The organism is Roseovarius litorisediminis, assembly GCF_900172295.1.
GTDB lineage: Bacteria > Pseudomonadota > Alphaproteobacteria > Rhodobacterales > Rhodobacteraceae > Roseovarius > Roseovarius litorisediminis.
Genome location: NZ_FWFL01000001.1, coordinates 424,867 through 437,941, shown reverse-complemented (window position 1 = coordinate 437,941; position 13,075 = coordinate 424,867). Strand labels below are relative to the sequence as shown.

At 56.0% G+C, this 13,075-nt stretch carries 12 protein-coding genes; 2 read left to right on the top strand and 10 right to left on the bottom strand.

Annotated features, from left to right (window positions below):
• Positions 1-5 precede the first annotated feature (5 nt).
• The 9 genes from PEL8287_RS02080 to PEL8287_RS02040 form a co-directional block, all read right to left on the bottom strand.
• A complete protein-coding gene (locus PEL8287_RS02080) occupies positions 6-623 on the bottom strand; it encodes a TetR/AcrR family transcriptional regulator (protein WP_085890687.1) in 618 nt (205 codons plus the stop codon).
• The gene (gene ppk2, locus PEL8287_RS02075) at positions 616-1,485 is read right to left on the bottom strand and encodes a polyphosphate kinase 2 (RefSeq protein ID WP_085890686.1); all 870 of its coding nucleotides are present in this window, start codon (positions 1,483-1,485) and stop codon (positions 616-618) included. Before ppk2 ends, PEL8287_RS02080 begins: the two co-directional genes overlap by 8 nt.
• A gap of 33 nt (positions 1,486-1,518) precedes the next feature.
• Positions 1,519-2,487, bottom strand: coding sequence for an alpha/beta fold hydrolase (locus PEL8287_RS02070; RefSeq protein ID WP_085890685.1), 969 nt, complete (start codon positions 2,485-2,487; stop codon positions 1,519-1,521).
• Positions 2,471-3,394: a homoserine O-acetyltransferase MetA gene (gene metA / locus PEL8287_RS02065; RefSeq protein ID WP_085890684.1), complete on the bottom strand. Its 924-nt coding sequence runs from the start codon at positions 3,392-3,394 to the stop codon at positions 2,471-2,473. Before metA ends, PEL8287_RS02070 begins: the two co-directional genes overlap by 17 nt.
• A gap of 38 nt (positions 3,395-3,432) precedes the next feature.
• Positions 3,433-4,293, bottom strand: a complete 861-nt coding sequence (locus PEL8287_RS02060) for a P-loop NTPase family protein (RefSeq protein ID WP_085890683.1) — start codon at positions 4,291-4,293, stop codon at positions 3,433-3,435.
• A gap of 123 nt (positions 4,294-4,416) precedes the next feature.
• The gene (locus PEL8287_RS02055) at positions 4,417-5,535 is read right to left on the bottom strand and encodes an OmpP1/FadL family transporter (protein ID WP_085890682.1); all 1,119 of its coding nucleotides are present in this window, start codon (positions 5,533-5,535) and stop codon (positions 4,417-4,419) included.
• Between the two features lie 134 nt (positions 5,536-5,669).
• On the bottom strand, positions 5,670-6,572 hold the full coding sequence (locus PEL8287_RS02050) for a DMT family transporter (RefSeq protein WP_085890681.1): 903 nt from the start codon (positions 6,570-6,572) through the stop codon (positions 5,670-5,672).
• Entirely contained in the window at positions 6,563-8,125 is a 1,563-nt protein-coding gene (gene guaA / locus PEL8287_RS02045) for a glutamine-hydrolyzing GMP synthase (RefSeq protein WP_085890680.1), read from the bottom strand. The genes PEL8287_RS02050 and guaA overlap by 10 nt, the downstream gene beginning before the upstream one ends.
• A 70-nt stretch (positions 8,126-8,195) precedes the next feature.
• Positions 8,196-9,458, bottom strand: a complete 1,263-nt coding sequence (locus tag PEL8287_RS02040) for an OmpP1/FadL family transporter (protein ID WP_085890679.1) — start codon at positions 9,456-9,458, stop codon at positions 8,196-8,198.
• A 287-nt stretch (positions 9,459-9,745) separates the two neighbouring features.
• Between PEL8287_RS02040 and PEL8287_RS02035 the strand changes: the two genes are divergently transcribed.
• Entirely contained in the window at positions 9,746-11,284 is a 1,539-nt protein-coding gene (locus PEL8287_RS02035; protein ID WP_085890678.1) for a trimethylamine methyltransferase family protein, read from the top strand.
• 100 nt (positions 11,285-11,384) lie between these two features.
• Here the strand turns inward: PEL8287_RS02035 and PEL8287_RS02030 are convergent, their stop codons facing one another.
• A complete protein-coding gene (locus tag PEL8287_RS02030; RefSeq protein ID WP_085890677.1) occupies positions 11,385-11,684 on the bottom strand; it encodes a DUF6477 family protein in 300 nt (99 codons plus the stop codon).
• Between the two features lie 245 nt (positions 11,685-11,929).
• On the opposite strand from PEL8287_RS02030, the gene PEL8287_RS02025 reads away from it, so the two are divergent.
• A complete protein-coding gene (locus tag PEL8287_RS02025) occupies positions 11,930-13,048 on the top strand; it encodes a DUF6456 domain-containing protein (protein WP_085890676.1) in 1,119 nt (372 codons plus the stop codon).
• The last annotated feature ends 27 nt before the right edge of the window (positions 13,049-13,075 follow it).

Genomic DNA, 13,075 nt, shown 5'->3' with positions numbered 1-13,075 from the left:
CTGCGTCATTCATCCGGTGGCACAAGACCCAATCCCCTTAGATAGATTCCGATTCCGCTTTCCAGCAGATCCTCGGGTGGAAAGGGCGATTGGGTGCCGGGCGAATTGCGGGCGAACAATTCAACTACACCATGTGACAAGGCCCAGACATGGGCCGAGAACATCGACGGCGGTGGGCGTTTCTCGGGCGGGATATGCTGGCTTAGCTCTTCTGCGGCGCGCTCGAGCACGGCGCGGGCACGCGATGAAATGGCCGCCAGTTCGGGCGTGCGGTTGACCGAAATACCGCTTTCGAACATTGCAATATAGTGGCCAGGGTATTTGCGCGCAAAGGCCAGATAGGCGCGTCCGGTTGCCTCGAACGAGGCCAACGCCGAAGGCTGGCCCTTGTCATAAGCGTATTGCATCACATCTGCGAAAATCTCGTACCCCTGCCGTGCGGACTCGGCGATCAGGTCTTCGCGGCCTGCAAAATGGCGGTAAACCGCAGCGGGTGTGACACCGGCCTGTTTTGCCGCCTCGGACAGGGTAAAGCCCGTCGGGCCCTTGGCCTCGATCAACTGCAATGCGGCCTCAACCAAAGCCTGACGCAGATTGCCATGATGATAGCCGCGCTTACGCATTCCAGATTTCGGGTCCGCCGCAAATCTGCATGTCATGTTCGCCGATCGCCCTGGGATCTTTGCGGGCATAGTCGATGTTGTTCAGCACCGTACGGATGGCTGCCAAACGGGCGCGACGCTTGTCGTCTGATCGGATCACGATCCAGGGGGCCTGTTTGGTATGGCTGCGTGTCAGGGTTTCACCAATGGCGGCGGTGTAGTCATCCCACTTTTTCAGCCCCTCGACATCAATCCAGCTGAGTTTCCACTGCTTCAATGGATCGCTTTCGCGGCCCAGAAAGCGGCGTAGCTGTTCTGCCCGCCCGACATTCAGCCAGAATTTGAAAAGGTAGATGCCTTCTTCGGCGATCATCTTTTCAAAATCGCAAACCTGGTGGAAGAAATGTTCTCGCTGGTCGTCATTGCAAAAGTCAAAAACCTTTTCCACAACACCACGGTTATACCAGCTGCGGTCGAAAAACACGATCTCGCCGCCCGCTGGCAGATGATCGACATAGCGCTGAAAATACCATTGTGTGGCTTCTGTATCCGACGGCTTTGACAGGGCCACAACCCGCGCGCCGCGGGGATTAAGATTTTCCCGGAAACGCTTGATCGTGCCGCCTTTTCCGGCGGCGTCGCGCCCTTCGAACACACAAGCGACACGCGCGCCGCTTTCCTTGGCCCAGGCCTGCAACTTGACCAGTTCAATCTGTAGTTTTCTAAGGTCCCGTTCATAGTGTTTGCGCGGCAGGCGTTCGGAATACGGATAGCTGGCTTCAAGAATATCGCCCTTGTCCGCACGCAAAATTGCATTGTGAATTTCCTTGGGCGCGCCGTTTTCATAAAAAGCACTGATTGCGCCGTCAAAGGGCAATTCCATTCGCCACTCCTCTTTTTTAGGCAGTATGACCCCTCAGGGCCGAGGGTGCAATCCGGCGCGGATGGCCACACGGTGAATGGCGGCGACAACGTCATCCTTTGCAACATGTTGGGGCATATGCCCGATCCCTTCAAGCCGGGTCAGCACCGCATCAGGGATCTGGCGCGCCAGCGGTTCGGCGTGAATTGACAGTCCCACAGTCGTATCTTCGGTTCCGTGTAGAATTTCGGTGGGAACGGCGATCTCACCGTAGCGCATATGAAGCGCTTCGACTTCGGGCAGCAGATTGGCGCGTTGCATCGCATTGGCGCGCAATGAATGCCGACGCAATGTCAGGCCCGGCGCGACATAGGACGTATATCCGTCAGGTGCAGATTGTGGGGCAAAGATACTGGCAATCTGTTTCTCCACCCGTTCATCATGCACAAACGCCGTCAGAAACGGAATGACGAGCGGACCCAACATCGGATGCGAGGTGATTTTGTAAAACCGGGTAAGGCCCGATTTCCATGGCTTGGCTGCCCCCGACAAGACGACAAGTGCCGACAGTTCAGCGGGATTCTCTACGGCCCAGGCCAAAGCAACCGCCCCGCCATAGCTGTGACCCAGAACAATGGGTTTTTCTGCCCCCAGCTGATGTGCGGCACGGGCCAGCAAATCAGCCTGTTGCGAAATACTTGCACCAGAGCGGTTGATCCTTTCAGTATAGCCCAGACCGGGGCGGTCAAACACAATCACGCGAAAGTTTTCTGCCAGACGCGGCGCCAGGGAATGTGTCATGTCGCGCGTATTGCCCGATGATCCGTGGATCAGTACCAGATCCGGGCCAGCCCCCATGACAACCGCGTGTACCCTATGCCCGTCCACAACTGAAATCTGCCCCAGAGGGGGAAATTCGGCTTCGGCTTGGGCCTCGTGCCGGCGCGCACGGTATTGGACATATATCCAGGTGGCCACTATAGAGACGGCCAGCAAGGTTATGATTTCAAACGCCAATGTCATTCATGTCAAAGGGCGTTGACTGATATATTTCATTGATCCAGTTGCCATAAAGCAGATGCGCATGGCTACGCCAGCGATTCTGCGGCGGGTTTGCGGGGTTGTCGTCTGGATAGTAGTTACACGGCACGTTGATCGGCGTGCCATTGGCTATATCGCGATCATATTCCTGTTTGAGTGTGTCGCTGTCATATTCAAAATGGTTAAAGATATAAAGCGCGCGGTGCGCCTTGTCTTCGACCAGACAAGGACCGACCTCGTCGCTGTGCAGCAGGGTCTTGAGCCCGCTTGCGGCCTCAATCTCGGGTTGGCGCATCTCGGTCCAGCGACTGACCGGGATCACGCAATCGTCTGAAAACCCGCGCAGATAGGGTGACGCGGGCGCCATGTTGCGATGTCGGAAACATCCAAACGCCTTGTGGTCCAGCATGTGTTTCTTGACGCCATGGAAGTGGTTGATCATCGCCATCCCGCCCCAGCAGACGCCAAAGGTGGAGTGCACGTTGGTCTGGGTCCAGTCCATGAGTTGAAGCAATTCATCCCAATAGGTAACCGCGTCAAACTCCAGATGTTCAATTGGTGCGCCTGTGATGACCAGACCGTCAAATTTTTCGCCGGTTGCCGCGACCTCATCGAAAGGACGGTAAAAGCTTTCCATATGCTCGGCTGCGGTGTTCTTGGTCTGGTGTTCGCTCATCCGTATCAACGACAAATCAATCTGCAGTGGCGTTGCCCCGATCAGACGGGCAAACTGATTTTCAGTCTGAATTTTCTTGGGCATCAGGTTCAACAGCCCGATGCGCAGCGGGCGGATATCCTGCCGTGCGGCCTGATCCTCATCCATGACCATGACACCCTCGCGCTTGAGCACGTCATAGGCAGGCAAGTCAGAGGGTATCTTGATGGGCATTAAGGCGGGCTTTCAGAATGAGTATAAAAGATAGGGCGTTAGTTGCCCTGCTCAAGTGCCGAAGCAACCAGGGTGATGAAATCATCGGCGGATCTTACGGCAGCGACCTGGCTTGCTGTCACCGTCACCCCCCATTTCGCCATTGCTTCATAGCGGGGCTGCCGATGAGCGAGGGCACTTGCGTAGGTCCACCGGATGAAATCATCAGGGTCAACATCGCCTTCTTTGCAATTGTTTTTCAACAGATATTTTTCCCAGCAAGAATTCAGAAACTCTGGCTGGTAGGCCATTGGCTTGGGCGCACGGTCAAAGCGGCGGATCAGTTCCTGCGTATGCGCGTCCGAGCCCTGAAGATAGATCAGCAGGCAGTGACGTGACAATTCCGTGAGCAACATGTCGTCGGGATCGTTGCCATCCACCCATTCACAGATCGACCCGCCGGTATCACATACGAAATTCGGATAGCCATACAACCGCTCCGACCGATCAATGAAATGCGCGGTGTCGCTCAGCGCGGCAATTTCGGCCTGACGGAACTGTTCCTGACGGTGGCGGTATTCTTCAATCGGCAGCCCCCCTTTGGACGGATCGCCGGGTTTGCCCAAATAGGAGGATACGGGTGCCAGATTGTTGAAGGTGATATTCGATCCAATATAGATCGAATCCGTCAACAGCAGGTCACGCAGAAAGGGCACCTGCATGGCATGTGCCTTGGCATTATCGGCAATCAACTCGCCCATATACCGGGTGCCGATGCGGTAATCGATTGAATAGTGAAACCAGTCACCCTGATCGCGCAGCATATTCGACAGATGGGTTTTGCCGAGGCCTGACATGCCATAAAACAGTACCCGTTTATGCGGCGCTTCACGCCAGTCTTTTGCCGAATTGTAGATCATCGCCTGTCCCCTTTGGGGTGGTGGTACAAACTGGGGCAGGGCGGGTCAAATCCAAAGCCATTTATCCACAAAAAAACCCCGCCTTGTGACAACGCGGGGTTCAGTCTTGTCTTGGTCAGCCCGTCAGAACTTGAAGCCAACCTTTGTACCAAATGCGAACGCGTCGTTGTTGGTAAACGATGTAACCGAGGAATTGGCGTTTCCGATATCGAAATAGCGGATACCAGTGGTGACCTTGATATGCTCGTTCTCATAGGTCGCGGCCAGACCGTAGCTGATATACCCGTCCTTACCCGATAGGTTGCCGACAGGCTGACCTTCGTCCTTTTCGTAGCCCAGGATAAAGGCGCCTGACCAATTTTCAGTGAACCGGCGCCCGATACCCAGCTCGTAGGTCCAGATATCTTCGGGTTCGCTGGCGATGGCTGTATTAACAAAGCCAACCCCGGGAGCCACCGAGGAGAAATCAGCCGGTTGAATTCTGAAATCCGTCCATTCACGCCACTTGACCGACCCGAAGAGCAGTGTATTCGCGGCGATCCCGGTTTGAGCATGGAGGGTAAAGGCTTGGGGGATTTTTACCTCGAAGCCGGCTCCGGTGTTATCATCGAAGTCATGCTCGGTCTTGGATTCATAAGTCAAAGCGACGCGCAGGGCGATATCCGGGATCTCGTAAGCAGCGCCCAAAAGATAGCCGAACTGAAAGTCTTTATCCTCATTCAGGCTATATGGGGCGCCAGGCCCTGTCAAAGTTGGGCCAGTAGCCGGGGAAATCACGAAGACGCTGCCACCAAGCCCAATGTAACGCAAGCCGCCATAAACACTGAAACGTTCGGATGCCTGGTATTTCGCCATCCCGGTGAATGCGATTGTGTTCAACTCAGCGTTCGAGCCGCCGAAAAATGCTCCGCCGCCCGCGACAGTTGGCAGTTGGTAATTCACCGATGCGCCGACGGGTTCGTCGATGACCAGGGCGAGCGCGATTTTGTCATTCAGTTGGTACTTCAACCCGCCAGCAAAAGATTGGTAGCGTTCCTGAATGTCGCCTGTTGGTGCGGTTGGAACTCCTGCCAGCGGTGATCCCGATACCTGGGGATCGATACTGCTTGCGGAAAACTCAAGGTAAACTCGGCTTTTCTCAAACAGTATCATAGATGGGTCGCCGCGGCGTTCGATTCCACCGGCGTTTGCCATTGAGGCAGCGGTGGCGAGCGCCGTGGCTGCCATTGCGTATTTCTTCATTGTCCCTCTCCTCCAGAGTTGTGCGGTCAAACTACTGGGAGTTTCATGCGGGTCAATCTTTGACGCGGCGTCACTAACGTAACGGCAAATCTTGGTGGTTATGAGGACACACTTTTAGCGGGAATAATCGACATTTAGATTTGTTTCCGGGTCTCAGACCATAGGTTTAGATAGTTTGCCCCGAAAATTATGGCGGCGCCCAGAATCACCAAAGCGTCGACTGGCTCGTTGTAAAACATCATGCCAACCACGGCGATCAGCGGCAGGCGTAAAAAATCAACCGGTGCGACCAACGTTGCCGGGGCGATGGACAGGGCGGTTGTCAGACAGAAATGGGCCAACAATCCACAACCCGCGATAACAATCAGCCAGGGCAGTGTCTGCGCCGATGGCAAAGCAATATCGCCGTCGAAACCGGTAAAGATCAGACCAAGAATCGACTGCATCAGCGTCATCCAGAACAGAATGCAGGTCAGCGTTTCTGTACGGGTCAGCCGCTTTGTCACAAGTATGGTGCCAGCAAATCCGATGGCCGCGGTGGCCGCGGCCAGGGTTCCCATATCAAGCGTTTCCGGGCTGGGGCGTGTCACAAGCAGGATCCCGGCGAAACCGACGAAAGCGGCGATAACTCGTATCCGCGTCAGTCGTTCCCCAAGAAAGAGGGGCGACAGAATCACAACCCAAAGTGGTGAGGTGAACTCCAACGCAAACACCTGCGCCAGCGGAATCACCGTGATAGCGTAAAACCACAGGTTTTGACCGGTGAAATGGCAGAGATTGCGCAGCAGATGGGCCCCAAGGCTGCGTCGGGTGATCTGCCGATATGCGCCAGTCAAAAGGGCGACCACAATAACGGCCAATAGTCCGATCAAGCTGCGGTACATCATGATCTCGAACGTATCAAGTTCAAAACTTACCTCGCGTCCCGCAATCGCCATCAACGAAAAGGACGCTACTGCGCCCAGCATCCACAATGCAGCAACCAGAACCTGTGCCGGTTCGGCCTGCAATGAATGAGCTGGTTGTTTTATTCCCATTCAATGGTGCCCGGTGGTTTCGAGGTAATGTCATAGGTGACCCGGTTGATCCCCTTGACCTCGTTAATGATACGTGTGGCGGTCTCGCCCAGAAATTCGTGACTGAAGGGGTAGTAATCCGCCGTCATGCCATCGACGCTTGTCACAGCCCGCAGGGCGCAGGCGAAATCATAGGTGCGACCGTCGCCCATCACGCCCACAGTGCGTACCGGAAGGATCGCCACGAAGGCCTGCCAGATATCATCGTAAAGACCGTGCTTGCGAATCTGGTCGATATAGACAGCGTCGGCCTTGCGCAGGATGTCCAGCTTTTCGCGGGTAATCTCGCCGGGGCAGCGAATCGCCAGGCCGGGGCCGGGGAAGGGGTGGCGCCCGATGAAACTTGCGGGCAGGCCCAGTTCATGACCAAGCGCGCGAACCTCATCCTTGAACAGTTCGCGCAGCGGTTCGACCAGTTTCAGGCCCATCTTTTCGGGCAGACCGCCCACATTGTGATGGCTTTTGATCGTCACCGACGGGCCACCCGAGAAACTGACCGATTCTATCACATCGGGGTAAAGCGTACCCTGTGCCAGAAATTCGGCGCCGTCGATGTTGTTGGCATGTTTCTGAAACACGTCAATAAACAGGCGTCCAATGATTTTTCTTTTTGTTTCAGGGTCGCTTACGCCGTCAAGCTCACCCAAAAATAACTCAGTTTCATCGGCGTGGATCAGGGGGATGTTATAGTGGTCGCGAAACATCCCCACGACCTCATCCACCTCATTCTGGCGCAGCAGGCCGTGATCTACAAAAACGCAGGTCAGTTGATCCCCGATTGCCTCGTGGATCAGCACCGCAGCGACCGAGCTGTCGACCCCGCCGGACAAGCCGCATATTACCTGTTTGTCACCTACCTGCTCGCGGATCTTCCGAATGGCCTCGTCTTTGTACGCAGCCATGGTCCAGTCGCCGGTAAAGCCTGCCAGCCGAACGAAATTTTCGTAAAGCGTTTTGCCGTTTGGCGTGTGGTGCACCTCGGGATGAAACTGCACCGCAAAGAAATTGCGATCCAGGTCTGCCGTGATGGCAAAGGGCGCATTGGGCGAGGTGCCGTATACCGCGAACCCAGGTGCGATGGCACTGACATGGTCGCCATGGCTCATCCAGACCTGTTCACGCTCTTCCAGGAACCAGCCCGTCAGCAGATCAATCCGCTGCTGTGAGGGGGTCACGTAGGCGCGGCCAAACTCGGCGGTGCCATGGCCGCGTTCGACCTTGCCACCCAGCATTTGCATCATCACCTGCTGGCCATAACATATGCCCAGGATCGGAACACCCAGGTCGAAAACGCTTGCAGGCGGGCGCGGCGATCCGTCGTCGATCACGCTGCAGGGGCCACCGGAAAAAATCACGGCCTTGGGGTTAAAATCTTTCAGAAAGGCATCTGTGACCTTCTGATAGGGGTGGATTTCGCAATAGACGTTCAGTTCGCGCAGGCGACGCGCAATCAGCTGCGTCACCTGGCTGCCGAAGTCTATGATAAGAAGGCGGTCATGGGATGTCTGGCTCATGTTTTGCCTGATAGGGCGCTCGCGCCCGCAGCGCAAGAGCGTTGAGCGGACTCGGTCACCACATGCTGTATTACCAGCTGTAATTCATCCCCAGCGTCACCTCGTCCTGCTTCATGCGCAGGCGCACAGGCTGCGCCACGCCGGTCAGGGCAGGGTTGGCGCCTGTAAGGCTTTGGTCAAAGGCATGGGTGTAGGCGCCGGAAAGGCTCCAGCCGTTGCTCAGCTTGTAGGTTGCACCCAGTGACGCGTGCCATTTCGGCGTCGCGGGTGCAAGAATGTTAATAACTGCATTCGGCCCGTCGGAAAAGTCGGTGGCATAACTCAGACCGCCCCGCAAAGTCCATTTTTCGTTCTTGCGAAAGACAGCCCCAAGGCGCCAGATGTTCATGTTTTTCCAACCAAACCCTACACCGTTTGATGCACCCAACGGCCCCGGAGGTGGGGCGCTGGTATTGGCAATCGACGGCACCTTGCCATACCAGATGTGCTCGTATTCGGCGGTCAATGTCCAGCGACGGTCAGTGGGGGGCGTCAACGACAGGCCCAATGTTGCCATGGCCGGGATATCGAAATCGCCGGCATCGGCAAAAAGGCCGGCGTATTCGCGGAAACGCCCCATATCGATTTCTGGGCGATAGGATGCCCCAAAGCGCCAGGTTTCACTGGGTTGATACAATACGCCAAGGTTCACACCCAGACCGGATGACCAGGCGTGCCCGTTATTTGTGACCGAACCGGGTTTGCTGGACAGTCCGCCAAACGCTTCCAGTCCGGTTGCTTTGAAACGTTGCACCGCCAGTATCGGCGCAACGCCAAATGTCAGCGTTTCGCTGGCCTTGTATGCGTAGTTGAAACTTAGAAAGACCTGTTCGAGATTGACGCCCAGTGGATTTGATCCGGCGCCAAGACCTGCAAAGACATTCGTCTGGTATTCGGTATTCATGCCGCCATTTGCGAAGATGTGCGCACCCAGTGCGGCGCGGTCCCCCAACTGCCAGTTCGCACCCCCGCAGGGGATCAGAAACTGGTGGTTCGCGCTGGAAACTTTTCCGACCGTAAGCGGGCCACCCGGGCTGACGTTGACTGAGCGGTCGGGTGAAAAGAAACTGGCGCAAAAACCAACCTTGTTGCCCAGTTCGACCCCCATGGCGGGGTTCTGTGCCAGTGCCATGACATCGTCGGACTGCACAGCGACACCGGCCCCCGACATCCCCTTTGATTCAACGCCGTAGCCATTTGAAAAATAGCCATTTGTGGCCCAGGCCGCGCTGCCGCTGGCAAGCAAAGCCAGCATGGCGCCAAACGCCTGTCTGCGCAGTATAAACGCTGTCATCTCCGGTTCCCTTCTTGTCGTCAACTTGCGGGCAAACCGAAGTGGCCCTGTTCGCTTTGTTTGATAGGGCCTCTTAGCGCCGGGTCAGGAAGCTGTCACGTCCCAACTGTGAACTGGCGGCTTGTTGCGCCATTGCAGCAACTCCAACGATACAGGGCGCCCTGGTACGATGTCGCTTTTCCCCCGCATGCGCCGCAATCTGCGTGTCGCAACAGGCCACCAAAGGCTATCAAATCGAATGACCCTGCGTTCGTGCAGGCTATTTCAGGGCAATTGCAGGTAAAACCATGGCAGAAGCAACTACGCGGAGACGGGGCGGCGGTGGTGCCGCACGCCGAGCTGAACGGACCGCGGTCAGCATAGAAACCGCCAAATTCATCGAGCGCAACATCCCGCTTTACGAAGTTCTGAACGACGAAGCGCTGGAAGTTATTGAAGCCAACGCTGAAACGATCCTCGAAGAGGTCGGCGTGAATTTCGTCGATAACCCTGTGGCGCTGGATCGTTGGCGCGAAGCGGGCGCAGACATCGACGGTGAGCGTGTCCGCATCCCCCGTGGTCTTGCGCGCAAGCTTTGTTCGACTGCGCCGTCACGTTATACGCAACACGCCCGCAACCCCGAACGCAATGTTGAAATCGGTGGCAACACTTTGGTTTTCGCTCCGGTCTATGGTCCGCCCTTCGTGCGTGACATGGAAGGTGGCCGCCGCTACGCCACCATGGACGATTTCAAGAAGTTCGTGAAACTGGGCTATATGTCCAAATGGCTGCATCATTCCGGCGGCACCGTGTGCGAACCTACTGATGTTCCGGTCAACAAACGTCACCTGGATATGCTGCAGGCGCATATGACGCTCAGCGACAAACCCTTTATGGGGTCGGTCACCGAGGCCAGCCGGGCGCAGGACAGTGTTGAGATGTGCGAGATTCTGTTTGGCAAGGATTTTGTGCAGGAAAACACGGTGATGACCTCGCTGATTAACGTGAACTCTCCTATGACATTCGACGATGTCATGATGGGCTCGCTAGAGGTTTATGCAAAAAACAATCAGGCCTGTATCATTTCGCCCTTTATCGTCGGTGGGGCGATGGCACCGGTTTCTGTAGCAGGCACGCTGACACAGGTACTGGCCGAGGTTCTGGCCGGCATAGCCTATAGCCAGCTGATCCGTCCCGGCGCGCCGGTGATCTTTGGCGCCTTCGTGACCTCGATCGACATGAACTCGGGCGCACCCACTTTTGGTACGCCTGAAGCATCCCACATCCTTTATGGTGCCGGTCAGCTTGCCCGCCGCATGGGCCTGCCGTTCCGGTCAGGTGGGGGGCTTTGTGGCTCGAAACTGCCCGATGCTCAGTCGGCTTATGAAACGGCGCACACCCACAATGCAGCCCTGCTTGGGGGTGTGAATTTCATGTTGCATTCCTGTGGTTGGCTGGAAGGCGGGCTTGTGTCGAGCTTTGAAAAATTCGTTCTGGATGCAGACCAACTGGGTGTTCTACACCATATTGCGCGAGGCATTTCGGTTGACGAAAATGCTCAGGCGATGGACGCCATCCGCGAAGTCGGCCCAGGGGGTCACTATCTTGGTTGCGCCCATACGCAGGCGAACTTTAAAAACGCATTCTGGCGGACCAATGTGTTTGATTACAAACCGTTCGAGACGTGGTCAGAAGAAGGTGAACGCGACAGCATGACGCTTGCCAATATCAAGGTCAAAGAAATGCTGGCCAACTACCAGCAACCGGCGCTTGATCCTGCCATTGCGGAAGCATTGGAAAGCTACGTGGCCAACAAAAAGGCCTCAATGCCAGACGCCTTCAGCTAACACCCCATATCTTTTCCGGTATTTGGGAAAGGAAATAAAGCGCCCACGCACACCTGTGTCGTGGGCGTTTTTTTCAACCCAAGGTCAGATTTTTTACCTGTTACGGGTAGTGCGCCATATGAGCCACGCGCAGGATGCGCGCTTCTCCCATCATTGCGATCAGAACATCAACGTGATGCGACACGCTGTAGCTGGCATCGCTTTCGACACGCTGATTGTTCAGTTCTGACTCGATCTCGATCAGACGCAGCAGGGCAGGTCCGCTGCGCGGCAGCCGACCATAGCCCAAATGCCGTCTCAGATGCGAATCCCGCCGGTACTCTGCAGCCCCAAACCGGGCCGCCCGGATCAAAAGCCGCGGGCGGCGGAGCGAATCCAGCATTGTCAGAATGTCGTTCATTTAAAAACCTCCAGTTTGGTCGTTTCTGTGTTTTTGACACAATCAGAGCGGGTGTTGCGCGTGGGGCTGTTTTAGCGTTCGGTGCCCTTCAGGATTGTTCACGAATGGGAAACTAAAGATTGTTCACGTGCAACAATTAACGAACCGGTAATAATTACCCGTCTAGGTTGTGAACGAAAAAATGTGGATAACATTGTGGAAAACGGCGCGGGTTCCCGCGTAGGGCAACAAACGGAGGAGTGGAAATGCAGGAGGGGACTGCTTTCAAACTGTATTTGAGAAACGTACCATCCTGGGTGCCTGAATCTGCCGTGAACTATCTGGCACACACGGAAACGGGTACGTCCATTCGTGCGCTGGCCAGGCAGGCTGGATGCCATGCCTCTACTGTGTTGCGTCAGATCCGCACTTTTGAAACACGCCGTGACGATTTCCTGGTTGATGGCGCCTTGCGCCGCTTAGGTCAACGGGCCGGTTCTCCTTTCAGGGAGAGTTTGAAGATGACCCACAATGTTCAAAAGGACACCGAAAACACGTTAACCGAGGGTCGGTTGAAATCCGAGGCACAACGGGTGTTGCGAAGATTATGCGAACCCGGTGCTGTTCTCGCGGTTGCCGCCGATCTGGATAAGGCGGCGGTCATACGTGAAACTGACAGCGGCACCTCGGCACGTACCGCCGTTGTAGACCGTGAAATCGCCGAGGCGATGGCGTTGCAAGGCTGGATCTTTTGTGATTCACAGGGGCGGATTGCCCGTTATCAGATCACGCCAGGCGGACGTACGGCCCTTAATCTTTTTCTCGCCGAGGCGGAAAATCGTGCCTCCGGCTTTGCCGAGTCACAAACACCCTTTGATACCGATGACCATCCAGGTTTTGAACAAGGGGATGTGAATAACGAGGCCGCGAAAAGGCGGCGGGTACGGTATTCGGGTACCGAAAGCCCGCTTACAGCATTGGCCCGCCGCAAGGATCGCGACGGTCAGCGGTTTTTGTCAGATGACCTTGTTCGTGCGGGGGAACGCCTGAGGGAAGATTTCGAACTGGCACAGATGTTACCGCGTGTGACGCAGAACTGGGACAGGTTCCTGACCTGTGTTGACAGCGGTAATCTGGTTGGGGAACGGGCGGGGGCAGGCGGTGCCGAAGCTGCGCAAGCGCGTTTCATCGGTGCACTGCGCCATCTGGGGCCTGGGTTGGGCGATGTGGTTCTGAGGTGTTGTTGCTACCTTGAAGGGTTGGAGCGTGCGGAAAAGCGTATGGGATGGTCTGCGCGGTCCGGCAAGATCGTTTTGCGGATCGCGTTGCAACGTCTGAAACGCCATTATGAAGAATTGGGGCAGGCAGGGGGCATGATCGGGTAAGGCACCCGTCCGCGACCCTGCGTTGTG

What these genes read in the sequence shown, in the direction of transcription:
- PEL8287_RS02080 (WP_085890687.1), bottom strand. Translation starts at nt 623, where the DNA reads ATGCGTAAGCGCGGCTATCATCATGGCAATCTGCGTCAGGCTTTGGTT.
- ppk2 (WP_085890686.1), bottom strand. Translation starts at nt 1,485, where the DNA reads ATGGAATTGCCCTTTGACGGCGCAATCAGTGCTTTTTATGAAAACGGC.
- PEL8287_RS02070 (WP_085890685.1), bottom strand. Translation starts at nt 2,487, where the DNA reads ATGACATTGGCGTTTGAAATCATAACCTTGCTGGCCGTCTCTATAGTG.
- metA (WP_085890684.1), bottom strand. Translation starts at nt 3,394, where the DNA reads ATGCCCATCAAGATACCCTCTGACTTGCCTGCCTATGACGTGCTCAAG.
- PEL8287_RS02060 (WP_085890683.1), bottom strand. Translation starts at nt 4,293, where the DNA reads ATGATCTACAATTCGGCAAAAGACTGGCGTGAAGCGCCGCATAAACGG.
- PEL8287_RS02055 (WP_085890682.1), bottom strand. Translation starts at nt 5,535, where the DNA reads ATGAAGAAATACGCAATGGCAGCCACGGCGCTCGCCACCGCTGCCTCA.
- PEL8287_RS02050 (WP_085890681.1), bottom strand. Translation starts at nt 6,572, where the DNA reads ATGGGAATAAAACAACCAGCTCATTCATTGCAGGCCGAACCGGCACAG.
- guaA (WP_085890680.1), bottom strand. Translation starts at nt 8,125, where the DNA reads ATGAGCCAGACATCCCATGACCGCCTTCTTATCATAGACTTCGGCAGC.
- PEL8287_RS02040 (WP_085890679.1), bottom strand. Translation starts at nt 9,458, where the DNA reads ATGACAGCGTTTATACTGCGCAGACAGGCGTTTGGCGCCATGCTGGCT.
- PEL8287_RS02035 (WP_085890678.1), top strand. Translation starts at nt 9,746, where the DNA reads ATGGCAGAAGCAACTACGCGGAGACGGGGCGGCGGTGGTGCCGCACGC.
- PEL8287_RS02030 (WP_085890677.1), bottom strand. Translation starts at nt 11,684, where the DNA reads ATGAACGACATTCTGACAATGCTGGATTCGCTCCGCCGCCCGCGGCTT.
- PEL8287_RS02025 (WP_085890676.1), top strand. Translation starts at nt 11,930, where the DNA reads ATGCAGGAGGGGACTGCTTTCAAACTGTATTTGAGAAACGTACCATCC.